Annotated in this window: 12 protein-coding genes; 10 read left to right on the top strand and 2 right to left on the bottom strand. The window is 46.7% G+C overall.

Annotation, left to right across the window (positions count from 1 at the left end; genetic code table 11):
• Window positions 1-154 precede the first annotated feature (154 nt).
• From BUA17_RS14205 to BUA17_RS14180, 6 genes are all read left to right on the top strand, one after another.
• A complete protein-coding gene (locus BUA17_RS14205) occupies window positions 155-1,159 on the top strand; it encodes a globin-coupled sensor protein (RefSeq protein WP_072734019.1) in 1,005 nt (334 codons plus the stop codon).
• 129 nt (window positions 1,160-1,288) lie between these two features.
• Entirely contained in the window at window positions 1,289-2,293 is a 1,005-nt protein-coding gene (locus tag BUA17_RS14200) for a LacI family DNA-binding transcriptional regulator (RefSeq protein ID WP_072734018.1), read from the top strand.
• Between the two features lie 236 nt (window positions 2,294-2,529).
• Window positions 2,530-4,146 (top strand): response regulator, encoded by a 1,617-nt coding sequence (locus tag BUA17_RS14195; protein WP_170867851.1) that lies wholly within the window; start codon window positions 2,530-2,532, stop codon window positions 4,144-4,146.
• A 12-nt stretch (window positions 4,147-4,158) separates the two neighbouring features.
• On the top strand, window positions 4,159-5,928 hold the full coding sequence (locus tag BUA17_RS14190; protein WP_348537073.1) for a sensor histidine kinase: 1,770 nt from the start codon (window positions 4,159-4,161) through the stop codon (window positions 5,926-5,928).
• Between the two features lie 116 nt (window positions 5,929-6,044).
• On the top strand, window positions 6,045-7,706 hold the full coding sequence (locus BUA17_RS14185; protein WP_072734016.1) for an ABC transporter substrate-binding protein: 1,662 nt from the start codon (window positions 6,045-6,047) through the stop codon (window positions 7,704-7,706).
• Window positions 7,707-8,005: 299 nt separating this feature from the next.
• A complete protein-coding gene (locus tag BUA17_RS14180) occupies window positions 8,006-10,477 on the top strand; it encodes a bifunctional diguanylate cyclase/phosphodiesterase (protein ID WP_063564266.1) in 2,472 nt (823 codons plus the stop codon).
• A 65-nt stretch (window positions 10,478-10,542) separates the two neighbouring features.
• Here the strand turns inward: BUA17_RS14180 and BUA17_RS14175 are convergent, their stop codons facing one another.
• Both BUA17_RS14175 and yhbH read right to left on the bottom strand, forming a co-directional pair.
• Window positions 10,543-11,982, bottom strand: coding sequence for a SpoVR family protein (locus tag BUA17_RS14175; RefSeq protein ID WP_063564267.1), 1,440 nt, complete (start codon window positions 11,980-11,982; stop codon window positions 10,543-10,545).
• The gene (gene yhbH, locus BUA17_RS14170) at window positions 11,979-13,145 is read right to left on the bottom strand and encodes a sporulation protein YhbH (protein ID WP_053780501.1); all 1,167 of its coding nucleotides are present in this window, start codon (window positions 13,143-13,145) and stop codon (window positions 11,979-11,981) included. Before yhbH ends, BUA17_RS14175 begins: the two co-directional genes overlap by 4 nt.
• Window positions 13,146-13,408: 263 nt before the next feature.
• On the opposite strand from yhbH, the gene BUA17_RS14165 reads away from it, so the two are divergent.
• The 4 genes from BUA17_RS14165 to BUA17_RS30870 all read left to right on the top strand — a co-directional run bounded on the left by BUA17_RS14165 (window position 13,409) and on the right by BUA17_RS30870 (window position 18,540).
• On the top strand, window positions 13,409-14,749 hold the full coding sequence (locus BUA17_RS14165) for an MFS transporter (protein WP_072734015.1): 1,341 nt from the start codon (window positions 13,409-13,411) through the stop codon (window positions 14,747-14,749).
• A 379-nt stretch (window positions 14,750-15,128) separates the two neighbouring features.
• Window positions 15,129-16,397 carry a sulfotransferase family protein gene (locus tag BUA17_RS14160; protein WP_072734014.1) on the top strand — a complete coding sequence of 423 codons (1,269 nt, stop codon included), beginning with the start codon at window positions 15,129-15,131 and terminating at the stop codon, window positions 16,395-16,397.
• Window positions 16,394-18,325 (top strand): asparagine synthase-related protein, encoded by a 1,932-nt coding sequence (locus BUA17_RS14155; protein WP_072734013.1) that lies wholly within the window; start codon window positions 16,394-16,396, stop codon window positions 18,323-18,325. Before BUA17_RS14160 ends, BUA17_RS14155 begins: the two co-directional genes overlap by 4 nt.
• A gap of 77 nt (window positions 18,326-18,402) precedes the next feature.
• Window positions 18,403-18,540, top strand: a complete 138-nt coding sequence (locus BUA17_RS30870) for a paeninodin family lasso peptide (RefSeq protein WP_170867850.1) — start codon at window positions 18,403-18,405, stop codon at window positions 18,538-18,540.
• Window positions 18,541-18,627: the final 87 nt, after the last annotated feature.

Below are 18,627 nucleotides of genomic sequence, written 5' to 3'. Positions count from 1 at the left end.
CAATTATGACTAGTAAAATGACAGAGAAGGTCAATTCCATGACAAATTAGTTCTAATGGTATATGTAAAATTAGGTCATTTAGTCTATAATCGGTAAACAGATATTTACAATTTAATATTTTTTGTGGTTATTAAGGAGCTGACAGAACTAGTTATGAGTATTACTATAGCAAGACAACAACAACTTGATTATATTGGGTTGACCGCCGGAGATCTACAATTGCTTGCGGATCATCGACCTGCTTTTGAGAAAGTCGTGGACGAAGTGGTGGACCATTTCTACAATCATGTAGGCAATTATCCGAATTTGGTCGAACTGATTGCCCGGTTCTCGTCCATTGACCGTTTGAAGGAAACACAAAAGCTATACTGGTTATCCATGACCGATGGTGTAGTTGATGATGCATACATTGAACAGCGCATTGCAATCGGACTGGTCCATTCCCGCATTGGTTTGTCCGAAGATTATTATCTGGGCACGTATATGGTTTACCTCGATATTGCAACAAGCATATTTCAGCAAGTCATCCCCGAACACTGGCATCTGGTCATCCAGGCTCTTAGTAAAATGTTCAATCTCGATTCACAGCTTGTATTGGAGGCTTACGAGAAGAAGGAAAAGGAAAAATTAAATCAACTTGCTGAAGATCAGCAGCATACGTTGCTGGCCATCACGGACATTACCCAGCAGTTGACGGGCATGATTAGTGAATTGAATGAAAATGCTCAGGCGATCTCTGATGTGGCCAGAGAAACGGCTGCCTCTCAGGATCAGGCAAATGGATTGTTGGAAGAGCTGACTAAGGAAATTCATCAGATTGGCAAAATGGGTGAAATCATTCGTGAAATCTCAGATCAGAGTCATCTCGTGGGTTTGAATGCCGCCATTGAAGCTGCACATGCAGGAGAATTTGGCCGGGGATTCGAGGTGGTTGCCAGTGAGGTTCGCAAGCTTGCGGCTAGTTCCCGAGAGGCTCAAGGGAAAATTCAGTCGAACTTGGCACAGATCATGAAGAAGCTAGGTAGTGTTCAACAGGAGTCGGAGCACACTGCTTCGGGAGCAAGGCGTCAGGCATCCCGATCAGAAGAGCTTGCGGTTTTTGCTACCACTATGGAGAAACTGGCACTTGATCTCAGGAAATTGGATCATCAGGAATAGGCGGTAATACTGGCTGGAAGCTGTGATACCGTTTCTGGCTGTTTTAAGCTATAATGGGTAGACAAACCTGCCGATGTTATAGTGAATGCAGCCGGAGACAGGGGATTTGAAAGAGGTTGAGGTGATCAGGTGGCTTCTATCCATGATGTGGCCAAAGAGGCGGGCGTATCTGTTGCAACCGTTTCCAAAGTGCTGAACGATTATCCCGATGTAAGTGACAAAACTCGCAAAAAAGTCAATATAGCCATCGAACTATTGAAATATCAACCGAATGTGGTTGCACGTGGACTTGTAAAACGCCGTTCTTGGACGGTAGGTGTATTGTTGACGGTTCCTTTTACCAATCCGTTTGTATCGGAGTTGCTTGAAGGAATCAAAACAGCGCTGGAAAACAGCGGATACGATCTTGTTCGCTTATCTACACGTTTTGATGATCCGACATACTCGTTTATTAAACATTGCCGCAGCCGAAATGTGGATGGCGTTGTTGTATTCGGGGAAGGAAGAGACAACGAGAGTATTCAGGAATTGGTTACTGCTGAGATTCCGACGATGTTCGTTGATACCGACTTGTTTGGCAAGCGGGCAGGATACATAACGACGGATAATGCAAATGCCATTGCCATGAGTGTGAAGCATTTGCATGAACTGGGTCACCAGAAAATTGCCTATATTTCAGGTACACTTGGGCCTGCCGTAGCGAATCTTCGACTGGATGGATATCGGGAAGGTTTGCGATTCTGCGGCATTCCATATTCAACGGTGTATCTGGAGGTCTGTGACTATTCTTTCGATGGTGGCAGTAAGGCAGCTCGCCGATTGCTTGCATTGAAGGACCAGCCTACGGGGATTGTCTGTGCTTCAGATATGTCTGCTTTTGGTGCGATCCACGAAATTGAGAAGCATGGTTTACGGGTGCCTGAGGATGTATCTGTTGTCGGATTTGATAACACATACTATGCGGAAGTGTTCAAACCAGGGTTGACCACGATTAATCAAAATATTCATTCCATTGGAATCAAATCCATCGAATATCTGATCGCCATGATTGAGAATCCTGCATATACTCCTCCAGTCGTTACGGAGCCATCCAATCTGGTGATTCGCCAAACGACTGCACCTGTGCAAGCGTAAAGGTCTTCAAACCAGCACAGCCTATGGGCTGTGCTTTTTTGGTATGCTATTTCTTTTTGGGAAATAACGGATATCAGAAGTTGTTGTGCAATCCTTGCAGGAAAAGCTGTTGACTTTTTACCACACAGACCTTAACAATAAAAGGCAGAATAATACAAAAATTTATGTAACCGCTTTCTTTTTACTGATGAATATAGGGACACTGCAATTGTCATTCAAAGGGAAGGGTGATGGGCATGCATCGGGTACTGTTGGTTGATGATGAACTATACGCACGAAAAGGACTTAGAAAACTGATCCACTGGGAAGCATGCGGGTTCGAAGTGGCTGGAGAGGCGAATGATGGGGATGAGGCTTGTACCCGGATCGAAGAGCTACAGCCCGACGTTGTCATTACGGACATACGTATGCCGGAGACGGATGGACTGGAATTGATCCGGCGCACGGTTGAGCGAGATGGGCAGGTTCTGACCAAGGGCAAACAGCCCTATTTTATCATCGTGAGTGGATATAATGATTTTGCTTATGCCCAGCAGGCCGTAAGGTACGGGGTACAGGATTATATTTTGAAGCCAATTGATGAGATTGAACTGGAAGGGACTTTACGCAAGCTGGCGGAGGAGTTGAATCGGCGCAAGCATGCTGAACAAACCCGACGTGAGCAGGAATACGTCAGATTACTTAATCAGTTTATTTATGGCGAATCGGATTTGGAAACGGTTGAACAATGGATTGAACTGACGGGTACAAGTGCTAACGATCCGCTGGCATATCTGCTGTTTGAGAATAACACGCCACATTTCCAGGTTTCGGATACTGTTCAAGAGGAGGGGCCGGGGGCCAGGAACGGAGAAAATTTTGGCCGGATTGTGCAGTCTGTTCTTGGAAAGATGTATGCAAATCGCTCATATCTGTATGTAAAAGAGCACGGCGAACGTATCGGAGTTCTGTTAACTGCGGAACATCTACGCCCTTATTCAATGAATCTACATGCGGTTGCCGGGCAAATGCAATCCTGCTTCGCCGAAATGGGTCATGACTCTGTATGCATATATATCGGGAAGGTTTGTTATGAACCTTTACTCATTGGACATGCCTATCAAACCGCACTGAAGGCGATTTCCTATAAATTTATTTCAGAGAAGAGTGGGATCGTTCTGTATGATAACATGCTGCATGAGTCTGTACAGTGGGTGCATATCGATCATGAAAAGGAGCAGGAGCTCCTGACACTTATGGAGGAACAACGGATTCAGGCGTTAGAGTATGCAATGGGTGAATGGTTCACCGATATGAGAACGGCCAATTACGCTCCTGTTGCAGTGACGTCTGCAATCCACCAACTGATCTCAGCGGTACTATCGATTCTGAAATCGGCTGAGGCAAATGTGAAAGAGATACCTTCGTTCAAACCCATTCTGGCATGGCAAGCGGAGCGGGGAACATTGGCTGAGACCAGACAGTTGTTGACGGTTTTCATGCTAGATTCAGCGCGGAAGCTGGCGGAACAGCGTCAGTACAATCACAGGGGTGCAATGACAAAAATCAAACATTATATTGAAGCCAACTACAGCAGCAATATTAGTTTGAGAAGTATTGCCTCCATATTTTACATGAATCCGGTCTATTTGGGTCAACGCTTCCGCAAGGTGTATGGCATGTATTTCAACGACTTCCTGCTTCAACTTCGGATGGAGGAAGCCAAGAAGCTGCTGCGTCAGACGGATATGCGAGTATATGAAATCGCCGAGAGGGTTGGGTTTGGAAGCAGTGATTATTTCGCAACTCAATTTGAGAAAACGGAATCATGCGCTCCTACGGAATATCGAAATCGCATCATGGATGAAGGGTAGGGAGATGAAAGCGTGAAGCTCAACTTTTTTAATAATATCCGCTTACGCGATAAAATGCTGATCTTATATCTCTTCTTTGTACTCGTACCCGTTATTCTAACTAATGTTATTTTCTATCAGGTGACTATAGCGAACGTAAAATCCCAGCGAATGGCCGACCTCTCCAAAGGAATGGAACAGATTCGAAGTCAATTTATGGGGGAAATTCGCAATGCGGCCGATTTTTCCTCAAGCTTTTATACGGACAGTATACTGAATGACATGCTGGATGTGAATTACACCAATCCGGTTCAGTATATCGAAGCCTACGATTCTTATCTTCGCAAAATCCTGAATACCTATTACTCCGGTTACCGCTCCCTCCAAGGTTTGACGATATATGTGGATAACAAAAGTGTACTGCCTTCCGGGGGAGTTGAGTTTCTAACCGAAGAGGTTCGACAGTCGAAGCCATACAGGCTGCTGGCAAACAGTAAACATTCCGCACCCATTCTGATGAGATCCGGTCCTGAAGGGAATCGGCAGACGTTCAGCATTTTACGCAAACTCAATTATTATGAAGCTCTGCCCGGGTGGAAGGAAAAGTTCGTACGATTGGATCTGAAGCCATCGACGATTCGCCAGATTTTCACCAACCTTAACGTACAGGGCAACCTGTATCTGATTAATCCGGCTGGACAAATAGACTACTCGACGGATTCTGGTATCCCATGGTCCAGTCAACTCGTGAATTATAGTGATGTCATGGATCAACAAAGTAAGAAAGAGTTCGAAATGGCCTATCCATTGTCCGGTGAAATGGAGGGATGGAAAATCAACGGAGTGTTCGATGAATCCGAGATTTACAAGGAACTGGGCAAACCCAGTCACCTTGTCGTTGTGCTGGCCTGTATCAATCTGATCCTGCCGACCTGGATTATTATCTGGATGACACGCACAATCCACGTGAGGCTGGCTCGAATACTGAAACACATGGAAAAAGTGAAGCATCAGCGATTTGAACCGATTAGACAGCCGGAATCGTCGGACGAGATTGGGCAGCTGACAGCCGAATTCAATCGCATGACGATGACGATCCATCGTTTGATTAACGACGTCTATGTAGCAGACATTCAACATAAAAATTTGGAGTTACAGCGGCGGCATGCCCAATTAAATGCATTGCAGAGCCAGATTAATCCACACTTTTTGTTTAATGCGCTGGAGACCATCCGTATGCGCAGCCTCATGAAAGATGAGGATGAGACGGCACGAATTATTTATCATATGGCTAAAATTTTTCGAAATGCCCTCACCTGGAATCGGGATAAAGTCAGCATAAGGGAGGAATTGGAGTATGTGACCTGTTTTCTTGAAATCCAGAAATATCGTTTTGGTCATAAGTTGAATTATAGGATTGATCTGGACCCAGAGGCTGCGGATTGTTCCATTCCCAAGATGACATTGTTGCCTTTTGTTGAAAATGCCAGCATTCATGGGATCGAACCACTGAAGGAAGGCGGGGAAATTCGGCTTTGTATTCGACGAACAGGCACAGAACTGATCTGTGTGGTGGAGGATTCCGGGGCAGGTATGACAGAGGACAAAAGAAAGCAGCTACTCTCTTACGTGGAAACGGAAGATTCAATGGGTGATCGCGTAGGTGTACAGAATGTCATCTATCGTCTGAAGCTGATCTACGATAGCCGGTTCCATATTCAGATCGATAGCGCTCCTAGGACAGGCACACGTGTGGAAATTGGTTTACCCCTTGAAGATTCATCCAATCCACCAAAGCATTAAACATTCTAAGGCATAAACCTATAGTTTATCCGGTAAACAAAGTTTGTCATCAACCTTATAATGAGAGTGCTTACATTAGAGGGGGGAAAGAGGGTGCGTTCATATTGGTTAATCACATGCTGAAGCGCTGGCTGCCGGCAGTATTAGCTTTAACCATGGTGACGGCTTGTTCCTGGGGAGGAAGTGAGATTAAACCGGAAGCTGGAGCGGGGGGAGACGGCAAAGTAAGCACAGAGAAAGTGACATTCTCGTATTTTAAAGCGGGTTCAGGCAAGGACATCAATACAAATGAAACCACAATCGGCAAAAAGCTGGAGGAACAAACCGGGGTTAATTTCAAAATTGAATACCTGGTTGGTGATATTAATACCAAAATTGGAACGATGATTGCAAGCAACAAGTACCCGGATGTGATGGTCCCGGACGGGGCTATTGACAAAATCGTGGATGCCGGTGCATTTATTCCTCTCAACAATCTGATTGATCAGTATGGACCCAACATTAAACGGGTGTATGAGTCGTACTACAACCTGATGAAAGAGGAAGATGGCAACATTTATTTTCTGCCCATGAGCGCAGTGGTTGGAAACTATCTGCCTAATCCGAATGTGGATCAAGGTGCCTTCTGGATACAGCGTCGTGTATTGAAGGAGGCTGGATATCCAAAGATCACCACGCTGGATGAATACATGGATCTGATTAAACAATACGCTGACAAACATAAGGATGAAGGATTGACTGGATTCCTGTCGTTGACGTATGATGATAAATTTTTTACGATCACTAATCCGGCCATGCACCTTGCAGGTTATCCGAATGATGGAGCCATTATGGTGGATATGCAGACACAGGAAGCCAAGGACTATGGGCTTACGGAAGAGACCAAACGCTGGATGCAGAAGTTGAATGAAATGAATTCATTAGAGCTGTTTGATAAGTCCTCCTTTGTCGATAACTATGACCAGTATCTTGCGAAAGTGACCAGTGGGAAAGTGCTTGGATTCTTTGATTATGCCTGGCAGGTAGGGCAGGAAATGAACAATCTGAAGGAAGCCGGTAATGACGATTTGCGTTATATGGCACTGCCGATTGTGTACGACGCAAACACCAAGGATCAGTATACTGATCCGCCGAGCTTTGTTAATAACCGGGGGATTGGCATTACCGTAAGTGCAGAAGATCCGGTCCGTATCATCCAATTCTTCGATAACCTATTAACGGATGAGAATCAGATTCTGTCCAACTGGGGGATCGAAGGAGAAACCTACGAAGTGGATGACAAGGGGCGGTTTACGCGCTCTGCGGAAATGATCCGGAAAACAGATTCAGATGAGTTCCGTCAATCGTTCGGATTCAAATATTTTGAGTACAGCTGGCCGCGTTACGGTAATGGATCGACTCTGCCTGACGGTAATTCTGTCGGTGTAGAACGACAACCCGAAGTTGCCCAATTCTCCTATACGGATGGAGATAAGCTCATTCTGGAGAAGTATGGCGTGGAGACGTTCTCTCAACTGTTCGCTGCGCCGGATGAACGTCCATGGTACCCGGCTTGGAGCATTGCTTTTGATCAAGGTTCCCCAGCCCATATCTATGGACAGAAACGTACAGATTTGCAAAAGAAATATGTGCCCAAACTAGTCCTCTCCAGTCCGGCTGACTTTAACAAGGTCTGGGATGAATATGTGAAGGAATTCAACAAGCTCGATGTGAAGGGCTATGAACAGACGATGACCGAAGAAGTTCGCAAGAAGGCAAAACTGGTCCAAGGTGAATAAGGTGGTGAGGAAAGGATGGCATGGAGGGATAAGCGCCTGCAAGGCGCGTGGTGAATGGGAATTCGACAATATTAAACATTCGTTTTATCTGGAAAAAAGTGTTGATTTTCACGTCTGGGACGTTTAGACTATATACATCAATATTAACGGGTTAGAGATGTATGACTTTGGCTTTATAATAAGTCGGTGGTCTCCAGACAAATGATGTGGAGGGAGTGCCTGTCATCCAGACAGCGCACTCGCTTTTTTTTACATTTTGCATACATACAAGGCATTTCCCGGTTGAAAGGACAAAGTGAGTGGAGCACCTACATGGAACGTACAACTTAGAACTGGTTATTTTATCTTACATTATTGCAGCGTTGGCTTCTTATGCAGCGCTTGACCTTGCGGGCCGAGTAAGTCTGGCTAAGGGCATGTCCCGAAATGTCTGGCTTACCTGCGGCGCAGTCTCTATGGGTTTGGGAATTTGGTCCATGCATTTTGTGGGCATGCTGGCTTTTGTTCTTCCCATGCATGTGTCGTATTCCACAGGTGAGGTCTTTCTATCCGTTCTGCTTGCAATCATTGCATCTGGTGTTGCGTTAAATATTGCAGGTCAGCAGTCAGGTAAAATAAGCAAGCTCCTGATCGCAGGGGTGCTCATGACCGCAGGCATTAGCAGCATGCATTACATCGGAATGGCTGCCATGTCGGTTACCATCACATATGAACCAGGCATAGTGTTGTTATCCATCCTGATCGCAGCTTTAGCTTCATTTGCTGCCTTGTGGCTCATGTTTTTCTTCCGGCAGCATCAGTCACGTTATACATGGGTGTACAAGATGGGCAGCGGACTCATTATGGGGCTGGGCATCTCGGGAATGCATTATACGGGGATGTCAGCTGCACAATTTCATCATGCACATGATGCAATGGCTGGTTCGGGGATGCAGATTGAGCCTTCACTTCTTGCGTATCTGATCGCAGCGGGTACTTTTATTGCATTAGGGTTGACCTTGTTCGGTATCTTTATTAATCAGCGTCTAACTCAGAAGGATCGCCGGATTCATGAAAATGAACAGTGGTATCAAGCCTTGTACGAAAACCATTCAGATGCCATTATTTCGGTGGATAAGCAAGGGGCTATCAAGGGGATTAATGCTGCAGTCACACGTATTACAGGATACCAGGAAAGAGAGATCATACATCATTCTATTGATGAGATTTCACAGCATGTTGATATTCATTGGGCAAGTGAAATGCATCATGTGGAATGGGATGATGATAGCCGTGAGCAGCAGCATTTCATGGGCAAAATGAAAAACGTTCAGGGAAATCTTCTTGATCTAAGTATCGCTGTAGTACCTGTACTGATTGATGGTAAACATCAGGGAAGCCATATCCTGATTAAAGACGTCACCGAGGAGAAACAGGCTCAGGAAAGCATCCGCCATCAGGCTCTGCATGATCCGCTGACCGGGCTCCCTAATCGACGCAAGCTGGATGATGTGCTGGAGAGCACGATCGCGACTTCGGGGGCAGCAGGAAGTTCATTTGCGGTTATGGTGATGGATATTGACCGTTTCAAAATGATTAATGACTCTCTGGGACATTCCATTGGAGATATGTTTCTTCGAGAAGTGAGCAGCAGAATTATGAGTGCAATCCAAGATTCAGACCCGAACGCGACGGATAATGTCATGCTTGCTCGTATGGGGGGCGATGAATTCACACTGGTTGTTACCAATGAGCAGGGGAATGAAGAACGGGTGGCCGAACTGGCCGAACGGATTGTTCGAGCGATTCAGCTACCTTATCGATTAAAGGAAAATGACTTTTACGTTACAGCCAGCATCGGGATCGCAATGTATCCGTATCATGGAACAGGAGCGGATGCGTTGTTGAAGCATGCAGACTCTGCCATGTATGAAGTCAAGAAAAACGGCAAGAACGGTTTTCAGTTTTACACGGCCCAACTGGATTCGGAGCTGTATGAACGAATTGAACTGGAAGGGTATTTGCGCAAGGCACTGGAACGAGATGAGCTGGTCTTGTATTATCAACCCCAGATACGTACAGAAGACAGCCGTATGATCGGCGTGGAGGCTTTGATTCGCTGGAATCATCCAGACAAAGGCGTTCTGTCTCCGAATGTGTTCATTCCACTAGCTGAGGAGACAGGCCTGATCTATGAGATCGGGAACTGGACATTGCGCGAAGCGTGCAGACAGATGAAACTTTGGCATGCCAGTGGCGGTCCACTCATTCCGGTATCCGTTAACTTGTCTAGTCAGCAGTTTCATCAATCCAACCTAGTGGAGCAGGTCAAAAATGCACTCACGGAGACGGGCCTCGATGCCCGCTATCTTGAATTGGAAATTACAGAGAGCATGATGATGGATGCATCCGTATCCACAGGTATTCTGAATGAACTTACAGCGCTTGGAGTCAAAATCAGCCTGGATGATTTCGGGACAGGATATAGCTCGCTGAGTTATTTGAAGCATTTTCCAATTCATAAGTTAAAGATTGACCGTTCCTTCGTGACGGATATTACGGAGAGCCGGAGTGATCAGGCGATTGTGGCCACGATCATATCGATGGCTCAAAATCTGAAGATGGAAGTGATCGCGGAAGGGATCGAGACGAAAGGACAGCTGGATATTCTGATGCAAAATGATTGCCGCGAAATTCAGGGATATTATTTCAGTCGTCCATTGCCGGCAAGCGAAGTGGAGCATGACTTTTTTGTGCCACTGCGGCTGCATGGAACTCCATCGATTCTCTAAGTTCACTGAAATGCCAAGCGGCAAGTCCCCGCCTTATGCCAGGGACTTGCCGCTTTTTTGTGTTCTTATGATAAAAACTTGCGGTGGTGCTTCTTGCCATCATATGTGAACCAGATCGGTTTATCTTCCACCCGTGTTTCCACATGGACGGTACGCCCCCAAAGCCGGTACAGATAAGGCAGGGTCCGTTCCATATACTTCAGATCCAGCTCGATGCCCTCGTATTGATGCTTGAGCACGAGTTCTCCGGTGCGCAGGTAATCGGCGTCCTGAACGACGAGATACGGAGAACCACCGTTGATGCGTGAAAATACAAGCTGATCCCGTATGTTTTGCCAGGACTTGTCGGTAATTTTCCAGTCCGGGCCCTTTTTCTCGAATACGTAGAGGTCGAGGTCTTCGGTTAATTGCTTGGTCATGTAGTTGCGGATAAATGAGGTATCGGAATCGAATTCGCGTACCTCAAACATTTTGGCACGACCCTGCCCTGGTTGACGCCCAAAACGTTCTCTTTCTTCGCGGGACGGGTTATCCCAGCGACGTTCAATATCTTCGAATATTTTCAGCCCTAAATAGTAGGGATTCAAACTTTGCTTGGATGGCTGCACGACGGAAGAGTTCAGTTTGGCAAATTCAATCGTATCCTCACTGTTCAGGTCCAGCTCCCGTATAATACGTTGATGCCAGTAGGAGGCCCAGCCTTCATTCATAATTTTCGTTTCCATCTGCGGCCAGAAATAGAGCATTTCCTCACGCATCATACTCATAATATCCCGCTGCCAATCGGTCAACACTTCGGAAAATTCCTGGATAAACCACATGACATCCTTTTCCGGTTCTGGTGGGAAGTGATGCACTTGTATTCCCTCCGCAGGTGTTTCCTCGGGCTGGGTATCATCAAGGGACCACAAGTCATCATAGCGACCTTCCGGCTTTGGCGTTTTCTCCCCACGCTGCTCCCGCATTTTCATCTCCATATAACGTTGTTTGTCCAAATGGCGGGGTTTGATCAACTGTGGATCAACATGTTCCTGAATCGCAATAACGGCATCGATGAACGCTTCAACAGCCTCTGTACCATATTCCATCTCATAGTTGCTGATCCGATCAGCCGTCGCGGCCATGCTCTCCACCATATTACGATTCGACTTGGAGAAGCGAGCATTGTTTTTGAAAAAATCGCAGTGAGCCAGCACGTGTGCGACAATCAGCTTGTTCTGGATCAGCGAGTTGCCATCCAGCAGGAAGGCGTAACAAGGGTTGGAATTGATTACGAGCTCATAAATTTTACTGAGTCCAAAATCATATTGCATCTTCATTTTATGAAAAGTCTTCCCGAAGCTCCAGTGACTGAACCGGGTCGGCATACCATACGCTCCAAAGGTATAGATGATATCGGCAGGGCATATTTCATAACGCATCGGATAATAATCCAGGCCGAATCCATCGGCAATCTCCATAATCTCGGCAATGGCGTATTCAAGGTCGCGGATTTCATCTGTCATCTTACGCTACCTCCTTCCCGTTTCTGGAAAAAGCTGCGCAAAGCTTTATACACTTCGCCTTTTTCTTTGATCACATAATACATGAACTGGTCGATCTTGATATGACGATAGGCGGACATCAGTGTGCTGCTGCGATTGTATTGGTTCACCTCGCCATAACCAAACATGTTGCTGCGCTTCATCAGCTCACCAATCAGTTTGACACACCGCTCATTATCCGAGGTCAGGTTATCTCCGTCCGAGAAATGGAAAGGGTAGATGTTGTAGCTGGAAGGCGGATAACGACTATCAATAATTTCCAGTGCCTTCATATATACAGAGGAGCAAATGGTGCCTCCACTTTCGCCGCGGGTGAAAAATTCTTCCTCGGTCACTTCCTTGGCTTCGGTATGATGGGCTAGGAAAACAATCTCAACCTTCTCATACTGACGGCGGAGGAAACGGGTCATCCAGAAGAAAAAGCTGCGTGCGCAATATTTCTCAAAGGAGCCCATGGACCCGGAAGTGTCCATCATGGCGATAATGACTGCATTGGACTGTGGAATGATTTTGTCTTCCCACGTCTTGTAACGCAGATCATCCGGACTGATATGGTGAATACCCGGATTGCCGGTAGTGGCGTTGCGGCGCAAGTTCTCCAATATGGTGCGTTTCTTGTCAATATTGGACTGCATGCCTTTTTTGCGAATATCGTTGAATACCACTGTATGTGTCTCAATCTGATCCTTGTCTTTTTGCTTCAGATCCGGAAGCTCCAGTTCCGCAAAAAGCATATCTTCCAATTCCTCGATGCTCACCTCGGCTTCAACAATGTCATGCCCGGGCTGATCTCCGGCCTTTTCACCTTTGCCTGGTTTCTTCGAAGCGGGATCACGACCAATGACATCCCCGACCTGACTGTCACCGTCTCCCTGCCCCACATGTTTTTGCTTTTGGTAGTTATACACAAAACGGTACTCATCCAGACTGCGGATTGGTACCTTGATGATTTGTTGTCCATCGGACATAATGATGTTTTCTTCAGTAATCAAATCAGGCAGATTCTGCTTGATGACATCTTTAACCTTTTGCTGATGGCGTTGCTGGTCCTGGTACCCTTTGCGGTGAAGCGACCAATCTTCCCGGGATACGACGAACGAGTAAGGCTGGTGTGAATTTGACATGTAGGCACCCCCCATTGATTACGCGGCACAGTTTGGCCTGTCGGTAATTAAGTATATTCACGGGCGGGGACGATATGTGATGCGTGAGTAGATAAAATGATACAATTACGCGAGTTTGCCTTCCGGGATCAACTAAAATTGTACAGATCGTCCGGAACTTTTTTACAGAAACGATGAACAAGTGTGACGAACTTCCTTTACAATAGGGACAAGGTGTTTACTTGGCATCCCGTTGAGGGATGTGTGCAAAGGAAGGATACCATTTGGATAAACGGGCAGTTAAGGCATGGATTATGTATGATTGGGCCAACTCGGCCTATGCGACGACGGTACTTGCAGCCGTTCTTCCCGTCTTCTACGCTTCCGTGGCTGCAGCTACACTGGATACAGATACTGCAGCATCATATCTGGCGTACACCCATTCCATCGGCATGTTATGTGTAGCGCTATTAACCCCTTTGCTGGGGACATTAGCGGATTTATCGGGACGCAAAGGTGATTTTCTGCGAGTATTCTCCATCATTGGTATCGTTGCAACACTCGGATTCAGCTTCATTGGGGAGGGAGACTGGCTGTTCGCTTCTGCACTGCTGGTCATTTCGACAATCGGTTTTGCGGGTGGTAACACGTTCTATGATGCGATGCTGCCTGATCTGGTATCAGCGGACCGAAGAGATATGGTCTCCTCCAAAGGCTATGCTTATGGTTATATTGGTGGAGGATTGTTGCTTGCGATCAATATGCTCATGATTCAGCAGCCTGGGTGGTTTGGGATGGCGAGCACACTTGCGGGAACAAGACTTGCTTTTATCTCCGTAGCGTTGTGGTGGTTGGTATTTTCCATTCCGTTATTCCGCCATGCACCACGCCGTCCTGCAGCACCGGACATGCCCAAGTCATGGAAAGCATATGCCGGTGTGGGCGTGCGCAGACTTGGCCAAACTTTTCGCCAGATCCGGCGTTTTCCGCAGCTGATGCGCATGCTGGTTGCTTTCTGGTTTTTCAATGATGGCATTAACACGATTATCCTGATGGCAACGATTTATGGAACAAGCATTGGGATCGGGACAGCAGATCTGATGCTTGCTTTGTTACTGACCCAGTTTATCGGATTTCCTTGTACATTGCTGCTGGGGGCATGGGCACAGCGTTGGGGCGCGAAGCAGGTGTTGATGGTAAGCTTGTCCATTTACATATGCATCGTTATCTTAGGATATTTCATGACATCATCCATCCATTTTTATCTGCTCGCTGGGCTGGTTGGCGTAGTGCAGGGCGTAAGTCAATCGACAGCGCGTTCTTTGTTTAGCAATTTGATGCCTGCTGGCAGAACTGGAGAGTATTTTGGATTTGTGAATATTACAGGCAAATTTTCTTCCATTTTTGGGCCGTTTGTATTTGGTTGGGTAGGCCAATTAACAGGGTCAACCCGTTGGGGAATTCTGTCTCTAATTTTCTTTTTCGCTGTGGGGATTGCAGTGCTAGTGACTGTGAAAGTGCAGCAGGGGATGTCGGATGCGATTCAGGCGGATCAGGAAGAAGGGCAGGGATGGATGCATCATCCCATTTCGGGGAAAAGCTCAGAGGCAAGATCGACTGGATGAGTGGTTATTAACGTTTTATAGAATGTTCATCATTAATAATAGTAGCTCCGTGGGCCTGTTTATTCGTAAACTGCTTTGGAGCTTTTTCATGTTTATGCAACAGTTATAGATGTTGAGGGTCATAGAATAAGTATAAGTGCTTAAACGACAGAGAACAGAATAGAGTGGATAGAAAGATATTATGAAAAGGTGAAAATAAAAGATTGACATGATACATTTTGTATCATAGAGTAAAAGTATGAATACATATCGTATCTAAAAATTGTCGAAAGTACATCATCCATATTACCTATTCCCAAGTAGGATTATTAGCGGATTTTGATATAAAGAGCTATACCAACTGCATGCTTATTTTAATTTTACAGAGGAGAGGCTGCCATTGGTAGATGTTCATGGTAACGGACTTGTCTTACTACTATGTGTACCTCGCAGTGGAAGTTCGCTATCCACCGTGATGCTGCAAAATCACAGCCGTGTATTTGCCACACAGGAGATGTGGTTTCTGATGAATCTTGTAGATTTGCAGAAGGCTGATTCCCGCCCCTATGGTGGAAGTGCAATTATCCGTCAGTTTTACAGCGCTATGGTATCAGACGAAGGTTTTGAGAAGGCGTGCAGAAGCTTTGCTCTTGAAATCTATAACGGATTTCTGGAGGGGAGTGGAGCAGACTTCATCGTAGATAAATCTCCTCGTTACTATTATATGCTAGAATGGCTTGATCGCCTGTTTCCACAGTCCAAGCGCATTCATCTCCAGCGTAACCCCCTTGCCATAGCTGCTTCCTACAAAAAGGTAAACCGCCATACAGGAGAAGGATTCGAACTGATTGGCAGCTTGCAGAGTCCGAACCTTAATATGAAAGCAGTTGATCTCACACTGGGTATGCTCCGTTTGAACGATTATTTTGCGGACAAACACACGAATGCCTATGAAGTTCAGTACGAACAACTTGTCTCCAACCCTGGGGACGAAATGGAAAAGCTATGCGGTTTTCTTGGCATCGGATATGAAGAGGGAATTGAGCAATATGGACGCTTTGTGGACAGTACAAAGTCCAATATGTTCTATAGTATGGGTGTCGGTGATCCATTTCTGTCCTCGCATCAGGAAGCTCATCAAGATTCTGTTAACAACTGGAAAAAAATACTCGATCCACAGGAAGTTGAATTCTATTGCCGAGTGATAGGCGCAGATCTGTTCCATCGGATGGGCTACAGTGAACAGCTCGAAGAAGCCGAGCGATGGACGGGTGTACGTTACGAAGCTGGCCCGGATGAGGAAGTCATATCCAAGTTAACGCGTCAATTCTCCGAAGCAACGGGCAGCAGCTGGCAGCAAGGTTACCGGATGCAGCCGGTAGACCTAGTGAGCAATACTCCAGATGAAAACAGGGATAATCAGGCAGCGAATGAACCCGATGCAATTGACCCGACACTGGCCGCATTGGCAACGATCAGGCAGTTGGAAGCCGCATTACGTGCAGCCGATAATCGGCTGGAGCGAGGGTACAGTGAGCGGGAACGATTGAAGGTACAGCTTGCCTCTGCTCACAGTAAGATTCAGCGTATCAAATCCTTGATTCCGTTTGGTAACCAGATAAGCGCCTGGGCTTCACAGCGCAAGATACTCCGGGGAGGAAAGTCATGAGCGCTATAGCAGGAATTGTTCACACCGATGGTCAGCAAGCGTTGTGGGAGGACAGTTGGCGCCTATATGCCAGTCTAGGCCACGTTCCGGCGGATACAACGGGGGTCTGGAAAGGAAATGAAGCTTTTCTGAGCTGCCACGCCCAGTGGATTACGCCGGAGTCGGTCAGCGAGCAATTGCCTTTATATGATGAAGTGAGCGGTCTGACTATCACGTCGGATGCCATTTTGGATAATCGGGAGCAATTGGCAGACCAAATGTCCATATCAAGAGCGGAGTTAGCAGGATTGTCGGATAGTGAACTGATCCTGCGAGCCTATCTGCGGTGGGATGAACATATGGCAGAGAAACTGCTTGGCGATTTCGCCTTCGCAATCTGGGATGATCGCAAGCGCAGACTCTTCGCTGCCAGAGATATTACGGGCATGAGATCCTTTTATTTTCGGCATGATGGTGAGCGGTTTGCCTTCTGTACTTTAATGAATCCGTTGCTGCAATTGGAAGGTGTACATAAAGAACTGGATGAGATCTGGTTGTCCGAATTTCTTGCCATTCCCGACATGCATGACTCAGCAGATATCCATTCTACCGTCTATCGCGGAGTGAGCCAGCTGCCCCCTGCCCATACGCTTAGCTTCAGGGATGGAAGGCTGGAACAGAAACAATATCATCGCTGGGACGAAGTGGAGCCTTTACGGCTCAAGTCCGATGGGGAATATGTAGAAGCATTCCGCGAGGTATTTGGTCAAGCTGTTGGATCGCGTTTGCGAACGCATCGACAGGTGGCTGCTGCTTTAAGCGGAGGGCTGGATTCCGGAGCTGTGGTTGGATTTGCCTCAGGAACACTGCGGAGACAGGGAAAAACGTTAAATGCGTATAGCTATGTTCCGGTGCCTGACTTCACGGATTATACATCGAAAACACTGTTAGCAGATGAACGACCGTTTATCCAGTCTACGGTTAATCATGTGGGTAATATCACAGAGAATTATCTTGATTTTGAGGGGAGAAGCCCACTTAGTGAGGTAGACACCTGGCTTGATATTATGGAAATGCCTTATAAATACTTTGAGAACTCCTTCTGGATTCGTGGTTTTTATGAAAAAGCGAGCCAGCAGGATGCAGGCATTCTACTGACTGGAGCGCGGGGCAACTTCACGGTCTCCTGGGGCCCAGCACTAGATTATTACGCCAGTTTGCTAAAAAGCGGACGTTGGTTCCGGTGGCTCCGGGAAATGCAGCAGTACAGTGAACGAACCGGAATGAAGTTCTCACGAATTGCCAAAATTACGGGCCGTAAAGCGTATCCGGAATTGTTTAAATCCATGTCAAAGGGAGCTGCCCAAGCCGCATCGGTGCAATTAATCCATCCGGAGTTTGCTAGAAGAACAGGCGTATTGGATCGGCTCAAATCAATTATCGTTCTGCAAGGTGGTGCGCAGGCAGATGCGCTCAAAGTACGGGCAGAGAAATTCAACAACCTGGCCATTGCGAACAAAAATGGTGCTGTCGCCACCAAATGCTCCCTTCGTTATCGGGCGTGGGAGCGTGATCCTACGAGTGACGCCAGAGTGATTCGTTTCTGTCTGTCTGTACCGATTGAACAATATGTTAATCAAGGAACGGACCGTGCTTTGATTCGGAGGGCTACATCGCCTGAGCTGCCTGACAAAGTGAGGTTAAACCAGCGAGTGCGCGGTGTTCAGCCCGCGGATTGGTTGCACCGCATGATTCCCAATTGGGGTGATTTTACTGCCGAATTGCGTGCGTTATGTTCTGACAGCCGGGTCGCTGGCATATTGAACACAGAGCGAATCAAGTCCGCACTTGCGAATTTTCCAAACCCTCGGCCGGAGCTCGCTTCCCACCCCGACTTGCGGTTGATGATGCATAGCCTGATCGTGTATCGATTCATCCGAAAGTTCTGATGTAGCTAGTGGGCGTAGCGATATGAACCGGGTTACAGGTTCATTAATCAGTTGACTCACGAGAGGAGGTGAACACGATGCAAATGGAAAAAAAGGAATGGCAAGCACCAGCACTGGAAGTATTGGAAGTGAACCAAACGATGGCAGGAGTAGGTTACAGACAGATCGACTGGGTTACTGTCCACGATGCTGATCTCTACGATCCAACTTCCTAAGTTGTTTAGTTTTAACATGTGCCATCATACTTAGAAGGGCGGAAAGGGCAATATTCCAACTTTTCGCCTCCGCCCTTATATTGAGCA

The sequence above is a fragment of the Paenibacillus sp. ov031 genome (assembly GCF_900143165.1).
GTDB classification, from domain to species: domain Bacteria; phylum Bacillota; class Bacilli; order Paenibacillales; family Paenibacillaceae; genus Paenibacillus; species Paenibacillus marchantiae.
Note: the sequence above shows the minus strand (reverse complement) of the source record. Positions and strands in the feature narration are given on the sequence as shown.